Raw genomic sequence first — 12,344 nt, forward strand, 5'->3', positions numbered from 1 at the left:
TTGTTTGTTGGTGTCTGTTACCGCGTGCCCGTTTCGTCCGGCCGTCATCCCCCTCCGCTGGCGGCATGCCCGAAGGACCGCCGGCATTTGGCCAGAAACTGCCCGACCCATTCGCTGCGGCCGTTGCCGCGTGGCGTGATCGCCACGACCGCCCCTTCCGGGAAGTCCTCGTCCAGCGGTATGGCGAGGATCTCCTTGCCGTCGGGCGCGGTCCTGGCCTGCGGCGCCTGCGGGACGATCGAATATCCAAGACCCTGCGCGACCAGGCCGCGCACCATGGCGAAGGAAGGCGACTGGAAGCGGATGTGCGGTTGCAGCCCGCCGCGCTTGAACAGGGTGTCCGTGGCCGAGCGCACCGAGGGATAATCCAGCAGGATCATGGGCAGTTCAGCCAAATCGCTTAGCCGCAGACTGGATCTGCCGGCTAATGCGTGGCTGGCGTTCAACAGCACATGCGGAGCCGGAGGGCAGACCAGTTCGGCATCGAGGTCAGCTTCGTTCACCGCCCCGAAAGTGATCGCTGCCTCGATCCTGCCGGCCCGCATCTGCTCGATGAGATCGTCATGGTCGGCTTCCAGAAGGCGGATGTCGACATCCGGCTGCTGGCTGGCGAAGCCGGCGACGAGGTCCGGCACGAATTGCGGTCCAAGCGTGATGAAGAAGCCGATGCTGAGATGGTTCTCCGGGTGTGGCGGTCGATGGTCATCCGGCATGATCGGGATGGCGCGCCGGTAGCCGCGATTGCCGTAGACCAGCGGCGAGCGCTGCGCCGAAAGGTCGATGGTCTCGGCCTCGCCGATAAAGAGGAAATGGGTTCCCCACATCAGCGCCGTCTTGAGTTCGCAGTCGAGAGAAACGACAGCGCCATCGATGATCGGCGCGCCGGTCGCGCCGGGATGCCAAGCGATCGCGCCGAACCGGTCCTGGTTCAAATGCTTGAGGCGGCCGGAGAAGAGATCCGAGACGAAACTCTGGTTGCCGCTGAGCACGTTGGCGCAGAACCGCCTGTTCTTCTTGATCGCCTCGCATGCGGGGCTGAGGTGATGGACGCTGATCAGCAATGAAGGCCGGCTGGTGTCGGCGGACACCGACGTCATCGATGAAACGGTCACGCCGAAACGACCTGCCTCGCCGTCCGTGGTCACCACGGTGACGGCGGCGGCCACGCGGCTCATGCCTTCGATGAAACGGGCGCGCAGATCGGCATCCATGGTCAATCACCCCAGGTCGAAGAAGCGTTCCAGCTCGACGTCCGGAACCTTGCGACGGAACTCGTTGTGCTGGCTTTCGCGGGTGGCCGTGAACGCCTCGACAAAGCGTGCGCCCAGCCAGTCCTTGGCGAAGGCGGAGCCGCGCAGCCGGTCGATCGCCTCCGGCATCGAGCGGGCGAAGTCGCGAGCGGGATGCTGCGCATAACCCGAGCCGATGGTTTCGGGATCTGGCTCGATCTCACCGATGACGCCGGCGACCCCGGCCGCGATGGTTGCGGCGGCCGAGAGGTAGGGATTGGAATCTGCGCCGGGCAGGCGATTTTCCACCCGCAGGGACCCCGCGTCATGACCGACGAGGCGAAAGCAGGTGGTACGGTTTTCGAAACCCCATGTCAGGCCAGGCGGCGCGAACGTGCCGGGGGCGAAACGCCGGTAGCTGTTCACCGTCGGCTGAAAAACTAGCGTCGTGTCGCCGACATAGGCCTGCAGGCCGCCGAGGAAGTGGCGAAAAGTGCGACTGACGCCGTTCTTCTCCTTCGCGTCCCAGAACAGGGACCTGCCTGTCTTGTCCTTCAGGCTGATGTGTAGGTGGATCGACTGGCTATCCGCCTTTTCGTTCCAGCGCGGCATGAAGGTGACCGACCGGCCCTGCCGCAGCGCCAGCGCGCGGATGAAGTTCTTCAGGAGAACCAGCTGGTCGGCCGGCTCCATGCCCTCGCCGGCGCCGATGCACGCCTCCATGAAACCCGCGCCGATTTCCTCGTGCATCTTGGCGAGGTCGATCTTCAGCGGCTCGCACATGGCGGCCACGGCCTCGTACCACTCGGTCTGGACGACCTGGTAAAGGATCAGGTCGTGGCTTGCATGCGCCGTCGCGGTCTTGAGATTGCGATAGCCCTTCGCCTTCGCGCTCTCCGGCGTCTCGTCGAACAGCGTGTATTCCAGTTCCATTCCGTATTTCGGCACCAGCCCCGCTTCGCCGGCACGGGCAAGAACGGATTTCAGGATCGCGCGGGGGCATATCTGTGATGAAGCACCGGTGTAGTTCGACAGCACCAGCAGGTCATGCCCGGCCTTCGACCACGGCAGGCGGCGGACGGAACCGGGATCGAGCTGCAAGGGGTCATCGTGGAAATCACCCTTATCGTCATTGACGCCAGGAATGATGAGCATCGCATCGGTCGGGTCCAGCGCCAGTTGCGCGGGGGCCATGCCCATGCCGTTCTTGGCAATGCCCTTGAGGCTGTTGGCCGAGACCATCTGCCCGCGCAGCAGCCCGTTGGTGTCGGTCATCGCGACCGTGGCAAAGCGGCTGGCCGGGTCGGCCATATAATCGTCAAGCGTCATGTTGCACCTGATTGAGGGAATGGGCGCCGATAAGTCGTGCGAGTTCGGCGAGATCAGTCTCGGGCTGTGTCGAATAGGCCTTGAGGAATACCTTGAGGCCGTTGTTCAGATAGCGGGCGATCTCGGCGCGCGAGGGCGAGTGGTCCGGCATGTAGAGGGCCTGCGTGCGCGGCGCCGACAGGATCAGGCCCCATAGATCCTGCGCGGCGAGTTCGGCGTCGTCGAAAGCCAGCCGGCCGCCGCGTCGCTGGCCTTGCAGATAATCCATGATGCCGCGCAGCAGGCGGTCCGGCCCCACCTCCTGATAGGCGCGGCCGATCTCCGGAAAGCGTTGCACCTCGCCAATGATGAGCCTTGCCAGCGACAGGAGGTCCGGACGCAGCACGGTGTCGGCGTAGTCCCAGGAAAATTCCAGCAGGTCCGCCACCATGCCGCGATCGGAAGGATGTTCGAAGACCGCCAGCATCTGGTCGCGCTCGCCAAGCATCATGGCCGAGAACAGCGCTTCCTTGGACTGGAAGTACTGGTAAAGCGTTGGCTTCGACAGGTTCGCCTCGAGAGCGACGGCATCCATGTTGGCGCCGGAATAGCCCATTTCGGAAAAGACCTTCAGCGCGGCTTCCAGGATGCGCCGCTCGCGCTCGATCTTGTTTTGCTGTCGGCGGGACAAGGCGGTCATCGCGGCAGTTTCCTCAGGAAGTCCAGCAGGATGCGGCTGTAGGCTGCGGGCTGCTCGACATTGCAGACATGGCCGGCATCTAGGATGGTCTCGTAGCGGATGTCTGGCCGGGAGGCCTGGTCGAGCATTCGCCCGGCAACGCTGCGGATCTCCGATGGCGACGCCAGCCGGTCGTGCTCGCCCGTCATCATCAACACCGGCATGGTCAGGCGCGAGAAATCGAAACCCTCGGAGGGATTCGTGAAGCAGACGAGCGCGTCGAGATAGGTGGCGGAGGGGATCGCCGCCATTGACCGGAAAAGCTGTTCCTTCACCGCGTCGGAGGCGTTCGGCCCCGCCAGCACTTTCACCACCGCGGGAGCGAAATCGGCCGGCGTCTGGCCGGCATCCAGCGGCACCTTGCGGCTGACACGGAAGGTCTCGCGCTCCTCGAGGCTTGCCTCCGACATGCCGGTGCAGCCACCCGAAAGGACCAGCCCCGCCAGCATCTCCGGGTGGCGCATGGCGAAGGAGGTGGCGATCCACGAGCCCAGGGAGAGGCCGACCAGCACCAGCCGATCGGCGCCAAGTTCTTCCTTCACGCGCAGGATGTCGTCGCAGTAGTCCTCTACGGTCGACTGCATTCGCCCGAGCGCGCTGCCGCCGTAGCCGCGCAAGTCGAGTGCCGCCGCGCGCATCACGCCGCCTGCGGCCGCGAGTTGCGGCAGCCAGTTGCCGCGCGAGCCGCCGATGCCGTGCAGGAACAGGCAGAGCGGACCGTCGCTGTCCGTCGTCGTTAGCGCGAGGCGAGGCTCGCCATCGATGACTATGTCCCGCGTGGCGGCTGAGGCGGGCAGGGGCCTTGGCTGCTCCGTCGCGTCGGTAGCGAGCGTTGTCTCCGACAGGGCGGCGATGCCCGCTTCGAAGATCGCCTTCGTGCCCTCGCAAATCGCCTGCAACCGCGGCGAGGCGGCCTCGACCCGCGCGCTCCAGCGCAGGGTGCTGCCGCCATGATCGCCGGCGCCTATGGCAATGCGGCCGTCATAGGATTGCGCGCCGGCAATGCCTTCGAGATGTGTGTAGGCAAGCGTGCGGTCGCTGTCGCTCAGCCAGGTGAGTTGCTCGCGATAGACGGTACCCTCCCCATGAGCGGTAAAGGCGCGAACCAGGGCGCCTCGCGCGTCGCGCTCGGCGTGGATGGTGGCGATGGCCGGGTGCCATTGTCCGCAGAAGTCCGAAACGACGGACCACACCGCCTCCGGCGAGGCAGCTGAGACGCCGACGACCTCAACCGTTTCGCGCGCCATTGGCGTCTACCGGGCCGATCGCGCGGCGCCGTGCTCGCCGCGCCACAGCGACATGCGGGCGCCGCCTTCATCGCCAGGGGCGGAGTCGATCTCGTCCATCTCGTAGAGCGCCAGCACCGAGAGGTAGTCTTCCATGATCTCGGATGTGAAGGGCAGCATCAGCGCACCGCAGCGGCTGTCTCGGTACATCCGCTCCAGCGGCAGCGATTTCAGCATCGACTGGCCGCCGCAGGTGCGGATGGCCATCGACGTCATCTCGGCCGCGCCTTCCATGACGTTGTATTGCGCGGCGTACATGCGCAGCACCTCGCCCTTGGTCGGAAAGCCTTTCGACTCGCCGAAAGCCTGCCACCACAGCGCGCGCATGTTCGCCAGCCGGGCGTACATCTTGCCCACCGCGATACGCTTGGTCGCATACATGCGCCGATCTATTGGTGGCTGGCCGGGCACCTTGCCCTTGAGATAGTCGACCATGAAGTCGAAGGCGCCCTGCGCGACACCCATATAGGTGGGCGAAAGGGTCACCATCATGTGAGGCCAGTTGGGCAGCGTCTTGCCGAAGATGCCCCGCGGCATCAAGAGGTCCAATTCGGTGACGAAGACGTCCTTCAGGATGAGGTCGCGGCTGTTGGTGCCGCGCATGCCGAGCGGATCCCAGTCGCCCTTGACGCTGAGGCCCGGCGCATCCTTGTGGACGACGAACAGCATGGTGTCCTCGTGGCGCGGCTCGCGGCCCTCGAACACCTCGGTGCAAACGATGGTGTAGTAGTCGCAATAGCCGGCCAGCGAGGCGAATTTCTTGAAGCCGTTGATCTTCCAGCCGCCGTCGACCTTGCGGCACTGCGTCTGGTTCGGCTTCGAGGTCCAGTTCTGGCCACCCTCGGAGATCGGCTGCGAATAGATCGCTTTTTCGGCGATGGCGCGGCGGAACTGGCGCTCGCGCAGCGGCGCGAATGCCGCCTTCTCCTGGGGCGTCAGGTTCGGCATATCGAACATGAAGCGCGACCAAGCCATGGACGAGTTGTGCATGTTGAAGGTCAGTGCGGTGGCGCCGCAGTATTTGCCGATCTCGGCGCCGACCATCGCATACTCGAACATCGAGAAGCCCCAGCCACCGAATTCCTCCGGGATGCAGAGCCCGAGAAAGCCTTCAGCCGCCAAATCCTTGTAGTTCTCGACCGGGAAGGAGGCGTCATCGTCGATCCCCTTGGCGCGCGACGCGAATTTATCGCGGCCAAGCTCGTTGACCAGCCGCAGCTTGGCTTGCACCTGCGGGCGGATGCGGGAGAGGTCGTAGTAATCGGCAATGTCGCTCATGGTCTTCTCCGAGGGCGTCAGGACGCCAGTTCGCCTTGCAGGAGGCCGTCCTTGACGACGACGTTCCCGTCCAGAGTGATTGTGCAGTTGCGCATCGGCAGGTCGAAATGACCGAGCGTGTAGCGGCCGGCATATTGGTTGGCGCCTGTGGACCACAGGAACGATCCCGCCAGCGCGCGGAACTCCACAGCCTGCATGTCACGCTTGTCGTACATGGCGGCCGAGACCCAGCGGGCACGCGGATGCATGCCCCAGCCGACATGGCTCATGCCGTAGGCGTTACGGTCGTTCCAGGCTTCCATGTATTCGCGGAAATGGATGGCATCGACGCCGTCGCCCTTGATGGCGGTGACGAAGTCGTCCTCGACGGTGAAGTCGATGCGGCTGGTGAGCGTCGTCTTGAACGTCAGGTTCATGTCGCCAACGTCCATGACGATCCGGCCGTTGACGCAGTTCTTTCCGGGAAAGGCGAGGCAGAGCCCGCCCGGCCAGTGTGCCACCGCGCCGGGCGTGGTGCCGAAGCCCGGCGTGCCGCCGCAGGGTGCGTTGCGCAAATCGATGACGAGATCGGTACCGGCCGGCGAGGTGACGCGCATCTCGCTCGCCTCGCGCAGCATCTGCACGCCGAGCGCCACCTTCGGGCCGAGCTCGGCCGTCGGCTCGGTGCGCTCGAGGATTTCAGGATGTTCGTTCGTGACGACCAGGAGGCGGGTTCGTCCTGCCGCCTCGATCTCGGGCCATTCAGGGGCATGGATCAGCCCCTCGACCGTGCAGTCGACGATCACCTCGCAGAGCTTCAGCGCCTCGATCACGGCGCGGTTGCCCTGGATCGCCCAGGACGTGCCGGTGGACTTCACCGGCACCGGCGCCGTTTGGCGCGGCGTCGGCATCTGGATCATGCAGAATTCGGCACCGAGATCGTGCAGGGCGAGTTCCGACAGATGGACCAGCACCGGACGCGACTGCGTCTCAGACAGGATCGCCACCCTTGTCCCATTGCCGATAGCATTTAGTACGAAGACGCGGCGGAAGCAGTCCAGCCACCGTCCTTCGATGCGCTCTTGCAGCATCGCTCAACTCCCATTGACGATCCGGCTTGTTTCGGATTTCTTTACTTGTCAGTTAAGTTTTCACGTTCGCATAAGCCTGTCAATGAAATTTTCGAAGATTCTTCTTTTTTCGAGAATAATGACGTGTCGCAGGATCCGGGCTGATCACCGCGATCAGGCGGTTGGACGGGCATCGCGGAAATCCGGACTGCATTGCCGACTGGTGGCCGAGGTCGGTCTTCGATCAAGGGGCCTATGACTGAACCTGCGCTCGTCAATACCTGCCGGAGAGCAGTTCCCCGGCGCCGGGTGACGCGGCGAGCAGTCCAAGCCGTGACATCATCTGATAGCTGGTACAGACAGAGGCACTGACAACGGGAAGGCCCAGCGCCTTCTGGAGTTCGTCGATCACCGGTAAGGAAGGCATCTGCACGCAGGCGGACGCGACAAACGCGTCGATCCCCTTCGTGTCGACCCTCTTGTAGATGTCGAGCAGGTTGTTCGGATCGTGCCTGCCGACTTCGAGGTTGTCGGGAATTTCGAGGGCGACGAAGTCCTTCACCGCTATTCCCTCATGCTCAATGTAGTCGACCACCAGCTGGGTAAGCGGCTTCATGTAAGGGCATATCACCGAGATCTTCTTCGCCCCGAGCACCTTGAGGCCGTCGACGAGCGCACCTGCACTCGTGACAACTGGAGCCGGAGCGCCGTTCTCCGCGGTGCGCATATGCAGCCGCGCTTCCGAGGTGCGGTGATAACCCTTGCCCATGCTCATGATCGCGACCAGACAGGCATAGCCGAGGACGTCGACGCGCGCGTCGGAAAGCTCGATCGCGCAGCGGTCGCTGTCACGATCCATGGCCTCGAGCTCTTCCTTGACCACCTTCTTCATCCGCATCCGGCTGGAATGGAAAGTGAAACGTTCAGGCAGGAATATTTCCCTCGTGCGGAAAATCGCCGGGATTTCCGTCTCCATTGTGGTGTTGGAGGAAGGCACGATCTGCCCGATGCGAAAAGTGCTCGCCATGCTGGATCCGCTCCGTCTGACTGCTGTAACTGGTAGGCTTCGGCTTATGCCGAATGGGCACCTGGCTGTGCTGTTTCGATCAAGCCGGCGTCATCGCTGTCGAAGGTCTGCGCCCTTTCGGTCAGGGAAATGGGTTCCAGCCTGCGGCGGTTTACCCGCAGGTCGAAAACGTCGAACCGGTTGTAGTGGCCGACTATGTCATGCATCTGCTTCGGCTGGATGCAGCGTCCGAGATCAATCTCGGCGTAAACGATTCCTTCTTCGTCGATCAGCGGCTCGCCAACCACGCGCCCGTCCGGGCCGATCACCCCAGAGAAGGCGCTGGACTTGCGCTGCAGGCGCGCCCTTGCATCCGGAACGACACCTTCCATTGCGGCTATGATTTCTTCCGAGACGGTCGAACAGGAAACGATCGTAAAGACCTTGCCTTCGAACGAGTGGGCCATGGCGCGCAGCTTTATGGCCTCCGCCATGTCGTAGTCGGGCGGCGCAACGGGCAGCGAAATGTAGCTGGCGACGTGAACCAGTTCGCCTTGGGCGAGAAGGGTGAAGCGCGCAAGGGTGTTCGTGTTCTCGCCGCAAGCAAGCGCGCCGAGTGGCCCGATTGCAGTATCGTGGACTTTCAGGCCGGCTCCATCGCCAGGCGCCCAGGTCAACTTTTCGGCCCAGGTCGGCATCAATTTGCGGTGCTTGCCAAGCAGCGTTCCATCCGGGCCGATGGTCAACAGGGTGTTGTAGAGAGTTCCAATCGAACTCGTGCTGCGCTCGTTGATACCGATCACGACGTGGATGCCGGCTTCACGTGCCGCACTGCGCAGGATTTCGACTTCCGGACCGGGCTCGGCGATGGCGGCGCGCGCCAGTTTGTCGAACCAGGCTCCGCCGGTCACCGGATCGGTGATCCAGCTCCAATACGGATAGGCCGGGATGAACACCTCCGGGAAGGCGATGAGATCTGCGCCATTGGCCCTTGCCTCGCGGATCAGGGAGACGGCCTTCTCGATCGTCGCCGGTGTATCGAGAAAAACGGGTGCGCCTTGCACCGCCGCGGCAACGAACTTTGGAAGCTTCAGCATGGCAACTCTCCTGCTCTCATCGGCCACCAGGCAGGCTGTCTTGGATGCCAGAGACCTTCTGATCGCTTAGATCCGGGACCAACCGCACGACGGCTGTCTTGAACGGCGTGGGCACGTGCCTACTCCGGCGTCGCGTTCACGACTGGATGCCGCAGCGTGCCGATCCCTTCAACGCATGCCACGACCACGTCGCCCGGCCACATCCATTCCTGCGGATCGCGCCCGGCGCCGACACCTTCCGGCGTGCCGCTGGCGATGATGTCGCCGGGCTCCAGCGTGATCGCCGACGAAATGTCGGCGATCAGGTGGTCGACCTTGAACAGCATGTGGCGGGTGTTGGACCGCTGTTTCTCGACCCCGTTGAGCGTCAGCGACAGGTCGAGCACCTGCGGGTCGGGAATCTCGTCGGCCGTCACGATGCACGGCCCGAACGGCGCGTACGTGTCCTGACCCTTGGAGAAGATCCATTGACCGGCGCGCCGGTTGTCGCGCGCCGAAACGTCGATCATCACCGAATAGCCGAAGACGTGGTCTAGTGCGTGCTCCTTGCGCACGCGGCGGGCGGTGGTGCCGATGATAACGGCAAGTTCCACCTCCCAATCGAGCTGCTGCGTCATCTTCTTGTTGTGCTCGATGCCGTCCCCAGGCCCGATCACCGTGGTCGGCGGCTTCGAGAAGACGACCGGCTGCTTCGGCAGGTCTTTTGACGTGTCGAGCGACTTCGCACTTTCCGCGACATGCTCGACATAGTTCAGGCCGATGCCGAAGATATTCTTGCGCGGTCGGGGAATGGGCGCCAGCAGCCTTACATTGTCCACCGCAGTGGCGGTTCCGGGCGGGAAGCGTCCGGCTGCCCTGCCGAGGCAGTCGCGAAGCGTCTCCAGTCCGCCGCGCCCGGCATCGATCAGGCCGAGCATGGTATCGGGCAGGGTCGTGCCTTGCGCCGTGGCGAGCGCCTCCACATCCACGACCAAATTGTCGGCGAGTACGCCGAGCCTTGCCGCCGCCTCGACCGAGGTGCGATAGGTCACAAGTTTCATGATCTTTCCTTCAGAGGAGCGGCTGCAGGCCGCCATTGTCGCCGAATGCCTGCTCGCGGTAGAGCCCGAGCGCCCGCATCACCGGCAGGTCGGACAGGCAGAACAGGCAGGCGTCCTCGCGATCGGAGCCGTTGGCATGCTCGTGCCACGCCCAGGACGGCACGCAGAAGATGTCGTGCTCCTGCCAATCGTAGCGGCGGCCGTTGATGATCGAATGACCGCTGCCCTTCGCCACATGGTAGAGGCCGCTGCCCGTGTGCCGGTGCGCCTTTGTGTGCTCGCCGGGACGCAGCATCTGCATCGATGCGCCGAGCGTCTGCATGACCGGGCCGTTCGTCACCGGGTTCACATACTCCATCAGCACGCCGTCGAAGGGCGAGCCATCAGTGCAACCCGCGTATCTCGTCAGTGCGTCGTAGGTTGGTGCCCATTCGTATTTGAACATCGGGCTGTAGCCCTTGGTCCAGTTCTCGCCCATCGGCTTGAGCCCCGCGTTCCCCCAGGTCTTGGTCATGTCGTCGACCGCGTAGCCGACCGCCTGGCTGAGATCCGGGTGAACCTCGTAGAAATTGGCTTCCATGGCGTTGACGAAGGGGATGTCCAGGCCGTCCTGCCAGATGCAGGGCGAGCCGGTCGCCTCCACGCCATGCTCGTGCCAGGTGTCGTTCGGCGTCAGCACGAAATCGTTCGCGCCGAGCGTCATCTTGTGCCCGTCCACCACAGTATAGGCGCCCGAGCCCTCGATGATGAAGCGGATCGCCGAGGCCGAGTGGCGATGCGCCGAGGCAACCTCGCCGGGATTCATCACCTGGAGCCCGCCATAGATCCAGCCGACCGCGGCGGCCACGTCGGTGCGCCCCGGATTGTTCAGATAAACCACCCGCCGTCCGGCCTTTTCCGGTGTGACGAGTTCAACCGAGCGAAGGACATGCGCACGCAGGTCGCGATAGCGCCAGACCACCGGCACCGACTGCGACTTCGGTTCCCAAGGCTCGATCTTGTTGGCGACGGTCCACAGCGCGCCTGCCTTATGGCGCGCCAGCTCGTCGTAATAGGCAAGCAATTCCGGCGTGTCCTCGACGTTCGCCCGGCCGACGACATCCTCGCGATGGTTTTCGCGCTCCTGTGCCATGGCATCCTCCTGCTTGTAGCCCGTTAAATCTAGCATGGCCTCAAGGATTTTCGATTGCAACAGAAATTTTCGAAAATAAATGAAATTGCCGACGAGCTCCTCTATGAGGTAAGGCTGTAAGGGCGAGGAAATGTGAATGACGCTTGCCCAAAAAGCCTACGATGCCCTGCGCCACGACATCATACGCGGCGAACTTCCGCCTGGCCGACCGTTGCGTCTTGCCGACTTGGGCGAGCGCTATGGCATGGGCTTCTCGCCGCTGCGCGAGGCACTGAACCGCCTGCAGGCCGAACGGCTGGTGACGGCCGAATCGCTGCGCGGCTTCCGCGTGGCGCCGCTGTCGCTCGACGAGCTCCACGACGCCACGTCACTGCGTATCGTCATCGAGACGGAAGCGCTCAAGGCATCAATCAAGAATGGCGACGACTCCTGGGCGTCGGGCATCGTGTCCTCGCTCTACGCCTTGAATGTGCAGGCGGCGCGAACGGGCCCCGAAGCCGATATCTGGACCCTCGAAAAGCGGCACCACGCGTTCCACCGCGCCTTGCTGGCGGGTTGCAATTCGCCATGGACGCTCGAATTCTTCGAACGGCTCTATGCAGCGACCGAGCGTTACCGCATTCCCGTTCTGCTGGCCTCTGCCCGACCGGTCGGTCGCGATGTCCAGGCCGAGCATGGCGCGCTTGCGGAAGCGACCCTCGACAGGGATGCGGACAAGGCCTCCGTGCTGCTCGAACAGCACTATCTGCGGACGGTCGAGGACCTGGCGGAAGTCATCAGCTCCAGCAAGGGCGTGGCTCTGCCGGTCAGGCAGACCGTCTGATTTTGGGCACTTCAATTTTTGCCTAAGGAGATGGTCGAGAGACTTGTGGGGTTGTGTCCACTTGATACTTCGGTTCGCCAGGCCATACGAGAGAATACGAAGGAAAAGGGTTGGCTAACCACCCGCTAACATATTGATTTTATGCAGAAAACGATGACGCTGCTGGCCCACCAACTACGACGTAGCGCAAGGCCATTAATTTCGAAAGGCTCTCCGACGGTGGGTGCGGTGATCGGCGGCAACGGCGTGCGAAAGGGCGGCCTGACCCATCCAGTATACTCGCCAGGGCTAACGACGGCTTCGCGTCCAATTTCGGCCTAACAGGCAAAGTTCGTCGTTGTCCTGAAGCGGACTCCA

At 63.4% G+C, this 12,344-nt stretch carries 11 protein-coding genes; 1 reads left to right on the forward strand and 10 read right to left on the reverse strand.

What is annotated here, in order from left to right; genetic code table 11:
* Positions 1 to 44: 44 nt before the first annotated feature.
* The 10 genes from EN786_RS07785 to EN786_RS07830 form a co-directional block, all read right to left on the reverse strand.
* Positions 45 to 1,211, reverse strand: a complete 1,167-nt coding sequence (locus EN786_RS07785) for a LysR substrate-binding domain-containing protein (protein WP_127310623.1) — start codon at positions 1,209 to 1,211, stop codon at positions 45 to 47.
* Between the two features lie 6 nt (positions 1,212 to 1,217).
* The gene (locus EN786_RS07790) at positions 1,218 to 2,558 is read right to left on the reverse strand and encodes a glutamine synthetase family protein (RefSeq protein ID WP_127310622.1); all 1,341 of its coding nucleotides are present in this window, start codon (positions 2,556 to 2,558) and stop codon (positions 1,218 to 1,220) included.
* A complete protein-coding gene (locus tag EN786_RS07795) occupies positions 2,548 to 3,237 on the reverse strand; it encodes a TetR/AcrR family transcriptional regulator (protein ID WP_127283484.1) in 690 nt (229 codons plus the stop codon). The genes EN786_RS07790 and EN786_RS07795 overlap by 11 nt, the downstream gene beginning before the upstream one ends.
* Positions 3,234 to 4,523: an alpha/beta fold hydrolase gene (locus tag EN786_RS07800; RefSeq protein ID WP_127283483.1), complete on the reverse strand. Its 1,290-nt coding sequence runs from the start codon at positions 4,521 to 4,523 to the stop codon at positions 3,234 to 3,236. Before EN786_RS07800 ends, EN786_RS07795 begins: the two co-directional genes overlap by 4 nt.
* Positions 4,524 to 4,529: 6 nt before the next feature.
* Entirely contained in the window at positions 4,530 to 5,840 is a 1,311-nt protein-coding gene (locus tag EN786_RS07805; protein ID WP_127283482.1) for an acyl-CoA dehydrogenase family protein, read from the reverse strand.
* 17 nt (positions 5,841 to 5,857) lie between these two features.
* Positions 5,858 to 6,910 (reverse strand): peptidase M29, encoded by a 1,053-nt coding sequence (locus EN786_RS07810; protein WP_127311817.1) that lies wholly within the window; start codon positions 6,908 to 6,910, stop codon positions 5,858 to 5,860.
* 253 nt (positions 6,911 to 7,163) lie between these two features.
* Positions 7,164 to 7,916: an Asp/Glu racemase gene (locus tag EN786_RS07815; protein ID WP_127311816.1), complete on the reverse strand. Its 753-nt coding sequence runs from the start codon at positions 7,914 to 7,916 to the stop codon at positions 7,164 to 7,166.
* Positions 7,917 to 7,960: 44 nt separating this feature from the next.
* Entirely contained in the window at positions 7,961 to 8,992 is a 1,032-nt protein-coding gene (locus tag EN786_RS07820; protein WP_127311815.1) for a carbon-nitrogen hydrolase family protein, read from the reverse strand.
* Between the two features lie 119 nt (positions 8,993 to 9,111).
* On the reverse strand, positions 9,112 to 10,032 hold the full coding sequence (locus EN786_RS07825) for a fumarylacetoacetate hydrolase family protein (RefSeq protein WP_127283478.1): 921 nt from the start codon (positions 10,030 to 10,032) through the stop codon (positions 9,112 to 9,114).
* A 10-nt stretch (positions 10,033 to 10,042) separates the two neighbouring features.
* A complete protein-coding gene (locus EN786_RS07830; protein ID WP_127283477.1) occupies positions 10,043 to 11,164 on the reverse strand; it encodes a cupin domain-containing protein in 1,122 nt (373 codons plus the stop codon).
* A gap of 136 nt (positions 11,165 to 11,300) precedes the next feature.
* On the opposite strand from EN786_RS07830, the gene EN786_RS07835 reads away from it, so the two are divergent.
* Positions 11,301 to 11,987: a GntR family transcriptional regulator gene (locus EN786_RS07835; protein WP_127283476.1), complete on the forward strand. Its 687-nt coding sequence runs from the start codon at positions 11,301 to 11,303 to the stop codon at positions 11,985 to 11,987.
* Positions 11,988 to 12,344: the final 357 nt, after the last annotated feature.

Source organism: Mesorhizobium sp. M4B.F.Ca.ET.143.01.1.1 (assembly GCF_004792275.1).
GTDB lineage: Bacteria > Pseudomonadota > Alphaproteobacteria > Rhizobiales > Rhizobiaceae > Mesorhizobium > Mesorhizobium abyssinicae.

What these genes read in the sequence shown, in the direction of transcription:
- EN786_RS07835 (WP_127283476.1), top strand. Translation starts at nt 11,301, where the DNA reads ATGACGCTTGCCCAAAAAGCCTACGATGCCCTGCGCCACGACATCATA.
- EN786_RS07810 (WP_127311817.1), bottom strand. Translation starts at nt 6,910, where the DNA reads ATGCTGCAAGAGCGCATCGAAGGACGGTGGCTGGACTGCTTCCGCCGC.
- EN786_RS07800 (WP_127283483.1), bottom strand. Translation starts at nt 4,523, where the DNA reads ATGGCGCGCGAAACGGTTGAGGTCGTCGGCGTCTCAGCTGCCTCGCCG.
- EN786_RS07815 (WP_127311816.1), bottom strand. Translation starts at nt 7,916, where the DNA reads ATGGCGAGCACTTTTCGCATCGGGCAGATCGTGCCTTCCTCCAACACC.
- EN786_RS07820 (WP_127311815.1), bottom strand. Translation starts at nt 8,992, where the DNA reads ATGCTGAAGCTTCCAAAGTTCGTTGCCGCGGCGGTGCAAGGCGCACCC.
- EN786_RS07785 (WP_127310623.1), bottom strand. Translation starts at nt 1,211, where the DNA reads ATGGATGCCGATCTGCGCGCCCGTTTCATCGAAGGCATGAGCCGCGTG.
- EN786_RS07825 (WP_127283478.1), bottom strand. Translation starts at nt 10,032, where the DNA reads ATGAAACTTGTGACCTATCGCACCTCGGTCGAGGCGGCGGCAAGGCTC.
- EN786_RS07795 (WP_127283484.1), bottom strand. Translation starts at nt 3,237, where the DNA reads ATGACCGCCTTGTCCCGCCGACAGCAAAACAAGATCGAGCGCGAGCGG.
- EN786_RS07790 (WP_127310622.1), bottom strand. Translation starts at nt 2,558, where the DNA reads ATGACGCTTGACGATTATATGGCCGACCCGGCCAGCCGCTTTGCCACG.
- EN786_RS07805 (WP_127283482.1), bottom strand. Translation starts at nt 5,840, where the DNA reads ATGAGCGACATTGCCGATTACTACGACCTCTCCCGCATCCGCCCGCAG.
- EN786_RS07830 (WP_127283477.1), bottom strand. Translation starts at nt 11,164, where the DNA reads ATGGCACAGGAGCGCGAAAACCATCGCGAGGATGTCGTCGGCCGGGCG.